Annotated in this window: 12 protein-coding genes and 1 pseudogene; 6 read left to right on the forward strand and 7 right to left on the reverse strand. The window is 68.5% G+C overall.

Features of this window, described 5'->3' with window-relative positions; all coding sequences use genetic code 11:
* Positions 1–3: 3 nt before the first annotated feature.
* A complete protein-coding gene (locus tag MOQ72_RS12895; RefSeq protein WP_242183486.1) occupies positions 4–1,179 on the reverse strand; it encodes an ImmA/IrrE family metallo-endopeptidase in 1,176 nt (391 codons plus the stop codon).
* 235 nt (positions 1,180–1,414) lie between these two features.
* Here MOQ72_RS12895 and MOQ72_RS12900 point away from each other — a divergent pair, with 235 nt between their 5' ends.
* A complete protein-coding gene (locus MOQ72_RS12900) occupies positions 1,415–2,182 on the forward strand; it encodes a VOC family protein (RefSeq protein ID WP_242183489.1) in 768 nt (255 codons plus the stop codon).
* Between the two features lie 42 nt (positions 2,183–2,224).
* Here MOQ72_RS12900 and MOQ72_RS12905 read toward each other — a convergent pair whose 3' ends face one another.
* From MOQ72_RS12905 to MOQ72_RS12915, 3 genes are all read right to left on the reverse strand, one after another.
* Positions 2,225–2,467: a DUF2630 family protein gene (locus tag MOQ72_RS12905; RefSeq protein WP_242183491.1), complete on the reverse strand. Its 243-nt coding sequence runs from the start codon at positions 2,465–2,467 to the stop codon at positions 2,225–2,227.
* Between the two features lie 67 nt (positions 2,468–2,534).
* On the reverse strand, positions 2,535–4,628 hold the full coding sequence (locus tag MOQ72_RS12910; protein ID WP_242183493.1) for a bifunctional polysaccharide deacetylase/glycosyltransferase family 2 protein: 2,094 nt from the start codon (positions 4,626–4,628) through the stop codon (positions 2,535–2,537).
* A 15-nt stretch (positions 4,629–4,643) separates the two neighbouring features.
* Positions 4,644–4,832 (reverse strand): hypothetical protein, encoded by a 189-nt coding sequence (locus MOQ72_RS12915; protein ID WP_242183495.1) that lies wholly within the window; start codon positions 4,830–4,832, stop codon positions 4,644–4,646.
* Positions 4,833–5,139: 307 nt separating this feature from the next.
* Between MOQ72_RS12915 and MOQ72_RS12920 the strand changes: the two genes are divergently transcribed.
* The 3 genes from MOQ72_RS12920 to MOQ72_RS12930 all read left to right on the forward strand — a co-directional run bounded on the left by MOQ72_RS12920 (position 5,140) and on the right by MOQ72_RS12930 (position 7,640).
* Positions 5,140–6,117 (forward strand): LCP family protein, encoded by a 978-nt coding sequence (locus MOQ72_RS12920; protein WP_242183497.1) that lies wholly within the window; start codon positions 5,140–5,142, stop codon positions 6,115–6,117.
* Positions 6,118–6,378: 261 nt separating this feature from the next.
* Positions 6,379–6,912 (forward strand): cupin domain-containing protein, encoded by a 534-nt coding sequence (locus MOQ72_RS12925; RefSeq protein ID WP_242183499.1) that lies wholly within the window; start codon positions 6,379–6,381, stop codon positions 6,910–6,912.
* Positions 6,913–6,986: 74 nt separating this feature from the next.
* Positions 6,987–7,640, forward strand: a complete 654-nt coding sequence (locus MOQ72_RS12930; protein ID WP_242183501.1) for a TetR/AcrR family transcriptional regulator — start codon at positions 6,987–6,989, stop codon at positions 7,638–7,640.
* Here the strand turns inward: MOQ72_RS12930 and MOQ72_RS12935 are convergent.
* The gene (locus MOQ72_RS12935) at positions 7,617–8,645 is read right to left on the reverse strand and encodes an aliphatic amidase (RefSeq protein ID WP_242183503.1); all 1,029 of its coding nucleotides are present in this window, start codon (positions 8,643–8,645) and stop codon (positions 7,617–7,619) included. The two genes, MOQ72_RS12930 and MOQ72_RS12935, sit on opposite strands and share 24 nt — an antisense overlap.
* A 175-nt stretch (positions 8,646–8,820) precedes the next feature.
* Positions 8,821–9,897, reverse strand: coding sequence for a substrate-binding domain-containing protein (locus MOQ72_RS12940; protein ID WP_242183573.1), 1,077 nt, complete (start codon positions 9,895–9,897; stop codon positions 8,821–8,823).
* Between the two features lie 157 nt (positions 9,898–10,054).
* On the opposite strand from MOQ72_RS12940, the gene MOQ72_RS12945 reads away from it, so the two are divergent.
* On the forward strand, positions 10,055–10,477 hold the full coding sequence (locus tag MOQ72_RS12945) for a MarR family winged helix-turn-helix transcriptional regulator (RefSeq protein ID WP_242183575.1): 423 nt from the start codon (positions 10,055–10,057) through the stop codon (positions 10,475–10,477).
* A 395-nt stretch (positions 10,478–10,872) separates the two neighbouring features.
* On the opposite strand, the pseudogene MOQ72_RS12950 reads toward MOQ72_RS12945, so the two are convergent.
* Positions 10,873–12,501: pseudogene (locus MOQ72_RS12950) on the reverse strand (hydroxysqualene dehydroxylase); the annotation flags it as partial.
* Between the two features lie 318 nt (positions 12,502–12,819).
* On the opposite strand from MOQ72_RS12950, the gene MOQ72_RS12955 reads away from it, so the two are divergent.
* Positions 12,820–14,340 carry a long-chain-fatty-acid--CoA ligase gene (locus MOQ72_RS12955; RefSeq protein ID WP_242183577.1) on the forward strand — a complete coding sequence of 507 codons (1,521 nt, stop codon included), beginning with the start codon at positions 12,820–12,822 and terminating at the stop codon, positions 14,338–14,340.
* The last annotated feature ends 3 nt before the right edge of the window (positions 14,341–14,343 follow it).

Consider the following 14,343-nt stretch of genomic DNA (forward strand, 5'->3'; position numbering starts at 1 on the left):
AGCTCAAGCAGGCGGAGCCCAGCCCTGTTCGACCAGGTCGCGTTCCACCGCCGTGACGTCGGGGTCGCCGAGCACATCCGCGACCACCTCGGCCGAAACGAGCCGGTCTCGATAGGCGTCCAGCGACATGGACAGCAGCCAGGGCGACGCCGCGGGTTCGGACTCGTCGGCTCCGGCCGCGCGCCATTGCTCGCCGAGTCCGGCCAGCTCCATCAAGTCGGCGACCCGTCGCGGATCGCGCGTGAGATGTGTGAAGTCGCGGTTGGGGAACGAGCCCCGAAGCGTCCGGACGGCCGCCAACCGGCTCAGGCCGAAGTGCAGCATGAAGCGCGCCAGCGCATCGCGTTCCTCGACGTCCTGACGCGCCGCGTTCCACCAGTTGCGCACTGCGGCTTCGGGCGCGAGGAACCGCCCGGCGAAGCATTCGGCCCGCCATTCCTGCACATCGGATTCATCGATCTCGTCGCCCCGCTCGATGATGAACGTTCGCCGGTCCCGGAAGAGCACGTGCGCCAACTCGTGCGCGAGGGTGTAGCGCTGGCGGGTCCACGGGTCGTGCGAGCTGACGAAGACCACCGACCGCCAGTCGTCGCCGCATTCGTCGTGCACCGTCATGCCGTGCACGTTCGGCGGAAGCGGCAGCACGACGACCGGGACGCCGATCGATTCGACGATCTCCGTCAGATCGCCGATCGGAGCGTCGTCGGCGATGCCGAGGATCGATCGCAGGTTCTGCGCCGTCCGCCGCGCTGCTTCCGGCGCGTAGGGGGTGTGGTTGCAGGCCCGGCGCGCAAGTTCGGCCCGTGCCGACCGGTCCGCGGCTTCCGCGCCGTACCAGGAAGTCAACAGGCGCAGATGTTCGAGCAGGTGTTGTGCGCGGCGCAAATCCGCTCGCTCGTCAACATCGGACTCGACGAGTCCGGACCGCAGTGCCACGCCGAGGTTGGCCCGCGGATCCGTTGCTCCGACCAACACTGCCAACGGGATCTCGGTGTGCACCGACAGTCGGGCCAGCTCCGACATGGTCGGGTCCCGACGATCGGCCAGCACCTCGGCAAGCCAACCGGTGTGTGGGGTCAGTTCGAGGCTGCGGTACGCCTCGACGAGGGCCGTACCGTCAGCCGTCAGCAGCTGCCGCAAGCGTTCCCCGCGCATCGGGGAGCTGTCCGCGCTCGACATGTTTCCCCCTACATCGCACGCTGCCGACAGGCTAGCGCCCCGGCTTGCCGCCCACCCCAGTTCCAGGCACATCCGCACCGCTAGCAGCCAGTTTAGAACACGTGTTCGGTCGAGGTGAAGGAGTGTCACCCGTTCGGATCGAGCACGTGTCGGCGGGCTCGATGGTCGGCCGCCTGTCGGCAGTCGTGGTTATGGTCCCGGCACGAATCGCGGTCCCGCGGAATACGGAGGCGACATGAGCATCGTGACCAGCAATCAACCCACCGGCACGCCTACCTGGATCGACCTCGGGATCCCCGACCTGGACCGGGCGATGGAGTTCTACGGATCATTGTTCGGCTGGGACTTCCAGGTGGGTCCGAAGGAAGCCGGGTACTACACGAACTGCCTGGTGGGCGGTCGGCCGGTCGCGGCGATCATGCCCAATCCCGATCCGAACGCCACCGAGTTCTGGTGGAATGTCTACTTCGCCACCGATGACTGCGACGCCACCGCCAAGCGGATCACCGACGCCGGTGGCAGCCTGCCGATGCCGCCGATGGATGTGATGGACCAGGGCCGGATGGCGATCGCCTTCGACCCCACCGGTGGCCAGTTCGGGCTGTGGCAGGGCCGCGCGCACGTCGGTTCTCAGGTGGTCAACGAGCCGAACTCGTTGGTCCGCAACGACCTGGTCACCCCGGATCCGGCACCGGCCAGGGAGTTCTACGCGGCGGTCTTCGACTTCACGCTGGACGGCAACGAACAGCTGCCCGAGCTCGACTTCACCTTCCTGCGCCGCCCGGACGGGCACGAGATCGGTGGCATCATCGGCGACCCGAACGCGGCGCGGTCCAGCTGGGACACCACCTTCGAGGTCGCCGACACCGACGCCGTGGTGGCCAGGGCGACCGCTGGCGGCGGCACGGCGACCGAGCCCGACGACATGATCTACGGCCGGTTCGCCACCATCTCCGACCCGTTCGGCGCGGAGTTCTCCGTCATCGCCCGGCCGCCGGTCTGACCGTCCACTGAGGACATTCCAGGTCGCCGCGCGGCGCTTCGGTCACTGGAGGTAGCCGCCGACTTCGTCGGGCGGGCGCGGGGCCGGTGATCCCGAGCTGTCCCGGAACTCCGCCCGTGCGCGCCGCTGTCGCAGCAGATCCCAGCACTGGTCGAGGTTCACTTCCAGTTCGCGCAGCCGGGCGCGCTGTTCGGCGCTGAGCCCCTGCCCGCTGGCGGCGGCGCGCAGCCGGTGTTCCTCGTCGATCAGCTCGTCGATCAGGCCCAGGATGTCCTCGTCGGCCATGTCGATCCCCCTCGCACGTGGTCGGCTACCCATCTCCAGGGAAGCACAGCGGCAACATCCTCGCAGGTCACCGGCGCGCAGCCGGGACCGGGCCGATCCGGCCGTGGCGCTCCAGCTTCTGCCACGGCAACCGCGCCCCGGCCAACGCGGTGATCACCGACTGCACCACGATCATGTACATCAACTGCCGGTACACGATCTGCTGCAACGGCAACGTCAGCAGCGGCCGCAACCGCTCGCCATCCAGCCGGAAGGCGATCACGCCGGGCACCGCCTGCAACACCAGGAATCCCAGCCAGGTCGCGGCGACCGTCGCAGCGTCCTCGGTGAACAGCGCGAAGAACGCGGTCACGTCGACCACCGGTGCGATCACCTGCAACAGCACCTGGAAGACCAGCAGGTAGGGCAGGCCGAGCCGACCGAGCCGACCGGCCGCGCCGCGCTCGACGACCGAATGCCGGTGCTTCCAGGCGGCCTGCAACGTGCCGTAGCACCACCGGTAGCGCTGCTTCCACAGCTGGCCGTAGGTGGTGGGCGCCTCGGTCCACGAGATCGCCTGCTCCTCGTAGACCACCCGCCAGCCGTCCCGTTCCAGCGCCATGGTCAGGTCGGTGTCCTCGGCGAGCGTGTCATCGCTGACCCCACCGATCCGTTCGATCGCCGACCGCCGGAAAGCACCGAGCGCACCGGGCACGGTCGGCGTGCAGTGCAGCAGGTCGTAGATGCGGCGATCCAGGTTGAACCCGATCACGTACTCGATGTGCTGCCAGCGGGCGAGCAGGCTGCGGCGGTTGCCGACCTTGACGTTGCCGGACACCGCGCCGATCAGCGGATCGGTGAAGTGCGCGACGAGGTGCCCTACCGCATCGGGTTCGAGCACCGTGTCACCGTCCACCATGACCAGCAGCTCCGAGTTCGCCGCCGCCATGCCGGTGTTGAGCGCTGCCGCCTTGCCCGCGTTCGGCTGCCGGATCAGGCGAACGTGCGCGAACCGCTGCTGCAACCGTTCGACGATCTCGGCGGTCCGATCCGTGGAGCCGTCGTCGACCACGATCACTTCCACCGGGTGTTCGGAGGTGAGGATCGACCGCACCGTGCTCGCGATACCGGCTTCCTCGTTGTAGGCCGGGACGATCACGCCGACGCGCTGGCTGATCTGCCACGGCGCCTGCCACCTGCGCGTCCGCCGCACGTGCAGCGGCGCGACCAGCAGCACGAACACGAGGCGCAGCGTGGCGAGTGCGGTCGCCACCCAGAGCAGCACCCGCAGTGCGTCGCTCAGCCAGGCCGACAGTTGGACGGCGGCGACGAACAGCGTGCCGCCGACGCGGTCGATGATCCGAGCCTCGTTCATCGTCGCGGGCAGCTGGAACGTGCTGCCGACCGAGCCGACCCGCCACCCGCCGCGCTGCAAGTCGGGCAACAGCCGGTCCAGTGCCTCGACGGTGCCCGGACCTGCGGTGTCGTGCATCAGCAGCACCGCGCCCCGGCCGTCGCGCGGTGTCGAGTTCGCCAGCACGGCGTCGACACCGGGCTGCCGCCAGTCCTGCGAGTCCAGGTCGGCCAGCACCACCTGGCGACCGTGGTTGCCGATCCGCAGCACCGCCTTCCACGCCGCGTAGTCCAGCGATCCGGTGGTCGTCTCCGGCGGCTGGACGAGGTTGGTGGTGATCCCGGCGGCTCCGGCCAGCGCGAGATCGGTCGCCTGCAGTTCCAACCGCACCCGCAGGTCGCCAGCCTGTCGCAGATCGGCTCGGGTCAAGGTGCGGTTGCCGATCTCGTGCCCGGCCTCGACGATCCGGCGGATGAGTTCCGGGTGCTTGGCGGCCTGCGCGCCGGTGACGAAGAACGTGGCGCGCACCCCGTGCCTGGCCAGCGCGTCCAGCACCGCAGGTGTCCATTGTGGATCCGGTCCGTCGGCGAAGGTCAGCGCCAGGCTGCGGGGTGGTGGGTGCTGCACCGTCGGTTCGCGCGGATCGATCACCGATCCGCCGGAGAACGCGGACTGCGGGACGAACTGCCTGGTCCCGCTCGGCGTGCTGGGCACGTCCGCGCGCAGCAGCGCGTCCAGCGAGAGCAGGCTGCACAGCGCGAGCAGCACCAAGCCGAGCAGCAACCAGTGCGCTCGGGGAGTTCGGGGAATCGGAGAGCGGCGTGGCAAAGCGTTCCTGCCTGGTCAGGGATTCGGGCTCGCATTCGGGGTGGCGGGCAGCGGTGGGGCCGGGGCGCGGGAGTTGAGCATCGCGGCGGCGAGGAACAGCCCGAGGCAGGCGAGCACGATGCTGGCGGCCAGGGCGAACCGCCGGAAAACGCGGCGGCGACGCCCGCTGCGGTCGACGAAGATCGGATCCGCGGGGTAGCGCATCCGCCGAAGCCGCCGATCAGGAGTGACGCTGAGGGCGACCGCCCCGCGCCGCCCGGTTCGTCCGCCGCGTCCGGTGTGGACGACCAGTCCGGAGCCGGCGCGGCGTCGGTGTCTGGCGTGGACTTCTTTCGAGCCGCTACGGGGTCGCTGGCGGTCTCGACTAGACATCACTACTCCGGTTGTCGTCGGTCACTCGAACAGTTGGGGTCGAGGCACAGTACGATAACGTTACGGTCACTTCGGTCCAAGGCGCGCTGGTGTCGGGGGTGCGTGCGAGTCACCTGATCGCAGGGAGTGAACACAGCCAGTGAGAACTTTCTGGCGGCGTACCACCCGGCTGCTGGCGCTGCTCCTCGCCACTGTGCTCGTGCTGGTCGTGGGTACGGCGCTGTACCTGGACTTCGCGTTGGGCAGAGTGCCCGCGTTCACCGACTACGGCGGTCGGGTCGAGGCGGCCCGCGGCACGAACTGGCTGCTGGTCGGCTCGGACAGCCGAGCAGGGCTTTCCGCGCAGCAGGAACAGGAATTGGTCACCGGCGACGCCGCGGACGCGGCCGGAGCGCGCACGGATACCGTGATGCTGCTGCACATCCCGGCCGGTCCGGGCGCTCCGACGCTGGTCAGCATGCCGCGCGACTCGCTGGTGCCGATCTACGGCTATGGCCGCAACAAGCTCAACGCGTCCTACTCCTTCGGCGGTCCGACGCTGCTGTCCCGCACGGTCGAGGAGGCGACCGGCTTGCACATCGACCACTACCTGGAGATCGGACTCGGCGGTTTCGCCGGGGTGGTCGACGCGGTCGGCGGCGTGCGGATGTGCCTGCCGCAGGCGATCCACGACCCGAAGATCAACCTCACCCTGCCGCCCGGCTGCCAGCAGTTGACCGGCGCGCAGGCGCTCGGCTTCGTGCGCACCCGCGCCTTCGAGCGCGGTGATCTCGAACGCGCGGAACACCAGCGGGAGTTCCTGACCGCACTCGTGCACAAGGCGGCCAGCCGGGAGGTGCTGTTCAACCCGCTGCGCTCGGTGCCCATGACGTGGCGATTCGCCGCCGCCGTAACGGTTTCCGACCAAGACCACCTCGACGACCTCGGGAGGCTCGGCCTCCAGGCGAGCAGCGTGGGGGAGGGATTGGTCACGGCCACGGTGCCGACCAGCGGTGGCACCGACGTGCCCGGTGTGGGCGAGGCCCTGCTGTGGGACGAGGCGAAGGCGGCGGAACTGTTCACCGCCCTCAAGCAGGACCGGCCGATCCCCAGGGAAGCGATCACCAACACTCCGTGATCGGTCCGAAGTGGACTCCCGCGCTCACCGTGCGCAACACCAGTGGTGCTCCGCCGTCCGGGACGGCCGAAATTTCGCGAGAAATCGCGAAGTCCTGGGGAGATGAATTTCTCGTGAAACTGCGTCACGGGTGGGAAACGTGCTCGGCGATGTCGCCGCGGTCCGGTCGTGCCCGGTTATGCACTGCACGGTGTAGTTGAGTTGTTGCACTGATCGGTGTAGTTTTCGGGTCGCGAACCACCGAGGGCCAAGGAGGCTGTCATGTCCTATCCGCCCGACCGGTACCACGGCGAGACTGGCGAGATCAGCGCGTCCTTCCGGGCGGCCGACGCCGCCCCCGAGCTGGTGAACCCGTCCGGCACCAAGACCTACTACCTGGCCACCGGGCAGCCCACCGGGCGGGAGCACGACATCGCCACCGACGGCGAGTTCGGGCTCTACCACGTGGTGGACCTGGCACCGGGAGCCGGGACGGGAACCCACTTCCACCGGTCGATGTCCGAGTCGTTCTTCGTCACCGACGGATCGCTGCGGGTGTACGACGGAATGCGGTGGCGCGACGCGACCAAGGGTGACTTCCTGCACGTCCCGGCGGGCGGGCTGCACTCGTTCTACAACGAGTCCGGCGCGCCGACGTCGTTCCTGATGCTGTTCGCCCCCGGCGCGCCGCGCGAGGAGTACTTCGAGGGTGTCGGGCGCATCGCGGCGATGGGAGAAGCGGCGCGCGAGGAGTTCTTCATCGCGCACGACAGCTACTTCACCGACCTCCACGTCGGCCCCAAGGCGGGTGACTAGAAGTTCGCGCGAGACCGCTACGCAAACCACTCCGCGCATCCTCCAAGCAGTGCGGGCCTGGGAAGGAGGCTTTGGTGTCACCGACCGGTCGGCCGGAGAAGCGCCGAGCCATCGAACGCGCCGCGCGCAAGGTGTTCGGGCGCGACGGGTACACCCGCGCCAGCGTGGACGCGATCGCCGCCGAAGCGCAGGTGTCCAAGCGCACCATCTACAACCACTTCACCGACAAGGAGCAGTTGTTCCTGTCGGTGGCGCTGGACGGCGCGCAGGAGGTCACCGACGCCATCGCGCGACAGATGGAGCTGCACCTGCGCAAGATCGTGGACCTGGAGGAGGACCTGGTCGCCTTCAGCCGGGACCGGGTCGCCACCGTCACCCAGTTCCCCGACCACTTCGCGCTGGTCCGCGCGCTGGAGGCGGAGGTGACCCGGATTCCACCGCCGGTGCTGGAGAAATGGCTGGCGGCGGGCCCGCAGTCGGCGCACCTGCGGCTCGCTCCTTACCTCCGTGGCCTGGCTGATCGCGGCCTGCTCGCCATCGATGACGCCGAGCAGGCCGCGCAGCACCTGAACCTGCTCACCGTGACCTCGGTGCTCCAGCGGACCTTCTACGGTTCGATCCCGATGCCCGCCGAAGAAGCGGACGAGATCATCACCAGCGGAGTGCGGGCTTTCCTGCGGCTTTACGCGCCGACCGGGCAGCGTTCAGGTCTCGTCGACCGGCAGTGAGCCGACCTGGCAGTCCGCGACGCCGATGGTGTCGCGGGTGATCTCCTCGACGTTCTTCCGCGCGCGCTCGGGATCGGTCACCCACATCCGGTAGAAGTCGAACGGGCAGTCCGCAACGCCCTTGTCGCCGTCCCCCGCGGCGTGCACGCCGGAATATCCGCGATGCAGCAGCTTGAAGAGGTGGTTCTGGGACTGGTCGTGGCGGCGCGCGTCGCGGATCGCCGACAGCGACAGCTGCGCGTACTGGATGCCGTACTCCTCCTCGCCGGTCTCGCCGAGCGTGCGGCCGTCGAAGCCGATGATCGAGGAGTGGCCGAAGTACGAGTAGACGCCGTCGAAACCAGCGGCGTTGGCGACCGCGACGTAGCAGTTGTTCGCCCAGGCCATCGCCTTGGCCATCAGCACCTGCTGGTCCTTCGCCGGGTACATGTAGCCCTGGCAGCGCACCACGAGCTCGGCGCCCTTCATCGTGCAGTCCCGCCAGATCTCCGGGTAGTTGCCGTCATCGCAGATGATCAGGGAGATCTTCATGCCCTTGGGGCCGTCGGTGACGTAGGTGGTATCGCCCGGGTACCAGCCCTCGATCGGGCACCACGGCAGGATCTTGCGGTACTTCTGCACGATCTCGCCCTGGTCGTTGATCAGCACCAGCGTGTTGTACGGCGGCTTGTTCGGGTGGTCCTCGTGTCGTTCGCCGGTGATGGAGAACACGCCCCAGGTCCGGGCCTGTCGACAGGCGGCGGCGAAGATCTCGGTTTCCTCGCCGGGAATCGTCGCCGCGGTAGCGAACATCTCGTCCGGGTCGTACATGATGCCCTGCGTCGAGTACTCCGGGAACACGACCAGGTCCATGCCGGGCAGACCGGTCTTCATGCCGACCACCATGTCGGCGATCTGCCGCGCGTTGGCGAGGACTTCGGCCTTGGTGTGCAGGCGCGGCATCTTGTAGTTGACCACCGCGACGCCGACGGTATCCGGACTGGCGGAGATGTCCCCGTGTCGCATTGGTTTGCCTCCTCGATCGACCTGGTCCCGCTGGGTGACCAGATGATTCCTGATGGAATTATTTCGAATGAAAATAAGTGCGGGTGCCGAGGACGTCAACCCGTGGTCCGGCGTCCACGAGGCGTCGCGGCCGTGCGGTCAGCCGTCAGGTCTCCCACCCAAACCGGCCCACCGGTCAAAGCCGGGTGATGACGTCGAAGTCGTAGCCGTCGGCCACGGCCAGGTGGACGTGTTGGGTCGCTTGGTGGCCGTGGAATTCGACGGTGCCGCGTGGTCCTCGGTACGCGGTGCCGTCGATCGCGGCGTTGAACTCCGCCAGTCCCGGCGTACCCGCCCGGCGGGCGAGTTTCGCCAACGTGCGCAGGCCCTCGTAGCAGGACTCAGCCGCATTGTTCAGCGGCGGTGCGCTCGGCCCGTGCAGCCGGACGTACGAGCCGAGCAGGTCCATCGCGTCCGCGGTGGCCAGCGATCGGAAATACCCCGCCGCGACGAACAGGTTCCGCGTGGCTTCCGCGCCGCTGGCGAGGAGCATGCTTTCTTCCATCAGCGGGCTGAAGCGCACCAGCCGGTCGTGCAAGCCCTGCGCGGCGAAGGCGCGGTTGAACCGCACCGCGTCCTGGCCGACGAGCAGCATCAGCACCCCGTCGCACGGCGCCGCTGCCACCTGCCGGGTCACCCGCCGCATGTCGCCGGAGCCCAGTCCGACGAACGTCTCGCCGACGATCCGCAGGTCCAGTTCACGGGCGAAGTCGCGGACGGCCGCGGTCGAACCGTGCGGCCACACGTAGTCGTCACCGACCACGAACCAGCGTCGGACACCGACGTGGTCGCGCAGCCATCGCAGGGCTGGGGCGATCTGGAAACGCGGTGTCTCGCCGGAGCAGAAGATGCCGGGGCGCCGCTCGCCGCCTTCGTACAGCGAGGTGTAGACGTACGGCACGCGGTCGGCGACCACCGGGGCGATCGCGTGCCGCACCGAGGAGATGTGCCAGCCGCTGACCGCGTCGATCGAGCCGTCGGCGACTAGCCGCCGGACCTCGTCGGCGACCTCGTGCGGCGGCGCGCCGCCGTCGACGACCTGCACGGTCACCTCGCGCCCGAGGACGCCGCCGCGCTCGTTGATCTCGTGCACCGCGAGTTCGGTGATCGCTTCGCAGGACGGGCCGAACAGCCCGGCCGGTCCCCGCAGCGGAATCACCATGGCCACGCGCCACCGCGCGGCGCGTTCGCGGACCGCTGAGCCGAATGCCATGCGGTCTCCGAAACACCAAGAACGCCCGATTGCTTCCAATCGGAAAATTTTTGAAACGGACCCGGTTGTGTTGCGTTGGCCACGAAGCGGCTGCTCCGCTTAGCGGACCAGGATTTACGATTCGGGCAGGGTTGCGCAAGCGTGAGGATCGAAGAGCATGGCAGCAGGCAACGTCGCCGCAGGTCCGGCGCTGACCCGCACGCTGGCTCGGGCGGCCCGCGCGGTGACCGCGAGCGTCGAGCAGGTGCTCAAGCCGGAGGGACTGACCTTCGAACAGTGGCTGGTGGTGGAAACCCTGGCTGCGGAGGGAAGTCTGGCGATGGCCGACCTCGCGGAGCGCACCATGACGACCGGACCGACGCTGACCCGCCTGGTGGACCGGCTGGTCACAACCGCGCTGCTGTACCGCGAGGTGGACCCGGCGGACCGCCGCAAGATCCTGGTCTACCTGAGCCGCCGAGGCCAAACGACGCACCGCCGGATCGCCCCGAAGGTCACCGAAGTCGAACGAAGCCTCCTAGTCGACCTCAAACGCTCCGGAGACATCCTCGAAGCCCTGGAGAACCTGGCCGAACGCTGACCCGACCTGCCCGCAGCGCCCCTCCAATCCCACCGCCACCACCGGGGGAACGGCGGGCACGCACCGGGTCGGGGGGGGGGGGGGGGGGGGGGGGGGGGGGGGGGGGGGGCCCCCCCCCCCCCCGCCCCCCCGCCCCCCCCCCCGCAAAAAACCCCCCCCCCCCCCCCGGGGGGGGGGGGGGGCCCGCCCGGGGGGTGGGGCCCCCCCGGGGGGGTCCCCCCCCCCCCCCCCCCCCCCGACCCAGCAGCGGCCGGGTCCACGTCGAAGAGGTTGGGCAGGCCGAGCCGGTATTGGAGCTCGTCCTCCGTTTTGAGGAGTTCGAACTCGGGCGCTCGGTACAGGTCGTGGACAACTGCCCGGGGCGCGTCGGATCCGGCCGCGTCCAGCAGCGCGTTCGCCGCCATGCGTCCCGCCGTGTTCGCGCCTTCCATGGAGGCCGCGTTGATCGGCACCGCGACGTAGTCACCAGCCAGGAAGAAGTTCGGGATGGCCGTTCGCGCGGTGGGGCGCCGTTGCCAGGACCCGACCGGATGCACCACCAGTTCGTCGGCGTTGCGCGGCTGGGGGCCGCCGAGCCCGGTCACGCCGGGGTCCAGGAACCAGGACCTCAGCGAGCCGTCGTCGAGCACGGTCTGGCCGGAGTCGTTGAGATGCTGCTTGAGCTGCGCCCACGCTTCCTGGGCGATCTGCTCCGCTGTCAGTTCTTTCGCCGGTTTGCCGAACAAGATTCCCGGCGTGTCCCAATCCGAGATGATCACTGACAGGCATTCCGCGACGCGGCCGTCGCCGTAGTCGGCGGGAATGTCGCGGCCGGGCCAGAAATCGGCCTGGCTGATCGAGGTCAGCGCCCACGGCGAGTCGACGTAGAACGCGTGGCCGTGCGCGATCGGCGTGCGGCGGTCCAGGTAGAACTGCAGACCCACCATCCACTCCGTGTCCAGCGTCGCGGCCGCGCGCAGCTGCGGGTCAGCGGCGCGCAGGTTTTCGTTCCACACCTTCCTGGCGTGCTCGACCGGCAGCGCGCACACGAAGAAGTCCGCGCCGACCCGCTGGCTACGACCGCGCGGGTCGCGGACCTGCGCTGCCGAGATCCGACCGTCGTCGAGCACCAGGTCGTCGACCGACCACCCGATGCGGAAATCCACCCCGAGATCGCGCAGGTGACGTTCCCACGGGTCGATGAGGGCTTCGTTGGTGGGGGCGCCCAGCACCCGATCCGGCGCACCGTCGTTGCCGCGTCCGAGGACGTTGAACAGCAGGGACTCGAATACCACGCCCACCGTGTGCGCGCTGGCATCCGCGGTCTTGGTCGAGCTGAGCACCCGGGTCGGCCCGGAGACGAGGATGCGCTGGTAGTCGTGGGATTTTCCGGCCGCGCGGAGGAAGTCGGGCCACGCCGTGTGCTCCCACTGCCCGAGCCGCCGCTGTTCGCAGCTGGTCAGGTAGACCAGCATCCGCTGGGCGAAGACCAACGCCTCGTTGGGCGGCAGGTGGAAGGTGGACTCGACGAGCGCCCGCAGCTGGTCCAGCAGGACGTTCGGCGAGAGCTGCCCCAGCAAGCCCGCGGCCGCTCCGCCCAACGTCCACGGAACGTGCAGATCCGCGCGTCCGCCGGGGTGGGCGAGCAGCATTTCGCTGGCGTCGACCAGGTTGTCGTGCACTCCGTTGGCATTGCCGGGGAACGGGATGCGCCGCAGGGTGTCCGGGAGGTCGCGGTAGAAGCCGAAGAAGATCCGGAATCCGTGCTCGCCCGGCAGGTCCCGCCGACCAGCCTGACCGGTACCGGGCACCGGGATGCTGCGGGCCTTGCCGCCGAGCGCGCGGCGCTCGTAGACGGTGACCGAGAATCCGCGCTCGGCGAGTTCGTGGGCGGCGGTCAACCCGGCGATCCCGGCACCGAGCACGGCGACCGTCGGACCGCTGGCCCGTCCAGCTGCCGATGCTGCCGTCGGCAGTCCCAGTCCGGCCATGCCTGCTGCGGCGCCCACCAGGAACGCACGACGGCTGGGCTTGTGCGCGCCCATCACCCACCACCTCGATCAGCGACCAACGACCGCTGGAATCTAACCCAGTTCCGAATCCGGCCGACGATCGCCCGATCTGTTGACTACCAGCACTTTCGCGGTCTTCGGTAGATATCGACTGCAACTGTCCACAGTGAACCCGACTGGATGGGCGATCCGAAATCACCCCATCGTGGCCGAAGAACCGGGTGCGGAGCGACCGCCGAAAGTGTTCATCGTGCTGACCCGAGCCCGTAATGCTCTCTTGTTTGCCGCGCCACTGTTCCGTAGGGTTCCATACCAACTGGTCGGTCCCGGACGCCCGATGACGGAGGCGACATGGGCTTCAACCTGGCAACGGTGCTGCGGGAGTCGACAATCGCGCACCCCGGAAGACCGCTGATGCACTTCGGCGAGCACACTTTCGACTACCGGCTGGTCGATGAGATCAGCGGTCGGGTCGCGGCCGGGCTGCAGGACCTCGGGTTGCGCCGCGGGGACAAGGTCGTCGTGCAGTTGCCGAACGTGCCGCAGTTCCTGTTCGCCTACTTCGGCATCCTCAAGGCTGGCCTGGTGATGGTGCCGGTCAACCCGCTGCTGCGCGCCGGGGAGTTGGCGTACCACCTCACCGACAGCGACGCCGTGCTGCTGGTGACGTTCGAGTCGTTCGCGGATGAAGCGGCGAAGGCGACGGCCGAAGTCGATGTGCCGACCTATGTGGTGAACCTGCCCGGCAGCGTTGCCCGGCCCGAGGGTATGAGGTCCTTCGACGAACTGTGCGCGGCCGAGAACACCGGTGAGATCACCGCCGTGGACGCGGAGGATACCGCAGTGGTGCTCTACACCAGTGGAACCACGGGCAAGCCGAAAGGCGCGGAGCTGACACACTTCGAGCTGTTCATGGCGTGCACGGTCGGCGCCGAGCGGTTCGGTTTCAACAAGGACGACGTCGGTGTCGGCGTGTTGCCGCTGTTCCACGTGTTCGGACTGTCCACAGTGCTCAACTCGACGATCAGGTTCGGCGGTTCGCTGGTGCTGATCCCCAGGTTCGAAGCCGGTCCCGTCCTGGACGCGATCGAGCGGCACCGTTGCACGGTCTTCTCCGGCGTACCAACGATGTACTTCGCACTGCTCGGTGCGAACCTCGCTGAGCGCGACCTGTCGTCGCTGCGCGCGGGGATTTCCGGCGGCGCGGCGATGCCCGAAGAGGTCCTGCGGGGTTTCGAGCAGCAGGTGCCCAACATCGTCGTGCTGGAAGGCTACGGTCTTTCCGAGACGGCTGCGGTCGCGACGTTCAACGTCAGCGCTGCGGAACGCAAGATCGGGTCGATCGGAAAGCCGCTGTGGGGTATTGAGCTGAAGATCTTCGACGAGGACGACAACGAACTCCCGCCCGGTCCCGAGCACATCGGCGAGATCGTGATCCGCGGCCACAATGTCATGAAGGGCTACTACAAGCGGCCGGAGACGACCGAGGCCGCGCTGCGCGGTGGCTGGTTCCGCACCGGTGATCTGGGTTACCGCGATGAGGATGGATTCTTCTTCGTGGTGGATCGCAAGAAGGATCTGATCATCCGAGGTGGCTTCAACGTCTATCCCCGCGAAGTCGAGGAAGTGCTCTACGCGCACCCGGCCGTCCGCGAGGCAGCCGTGATCGGCAAGCCGGATGCTCGCCTCGGCGAAGAAATCGTTGCGGTAGTTGCATTTCAGCCCGACATCCGACCCGACGCGGCGGAGCTGATCGCGTTCACGCGGGAACGACTCGCCCCGTACAAGTGCCCGCGTGAGATCCGCGTCCTCGACGAACTGCCCAAGGGGCCCAGCGGTAAGATCCTGAAGAAGGTCCTCCGCGAGGCGTAGCGG

This window comes from Saccharopolyspora soli (genome assembly GCF_022678645.1).
Lineage (GTDB): Bacteria > Actinomycetota > Actinomycetes > Mycobacteriales > Pseudonocardiaceae > Saccharopolyspora > Saccharopolyspora soli.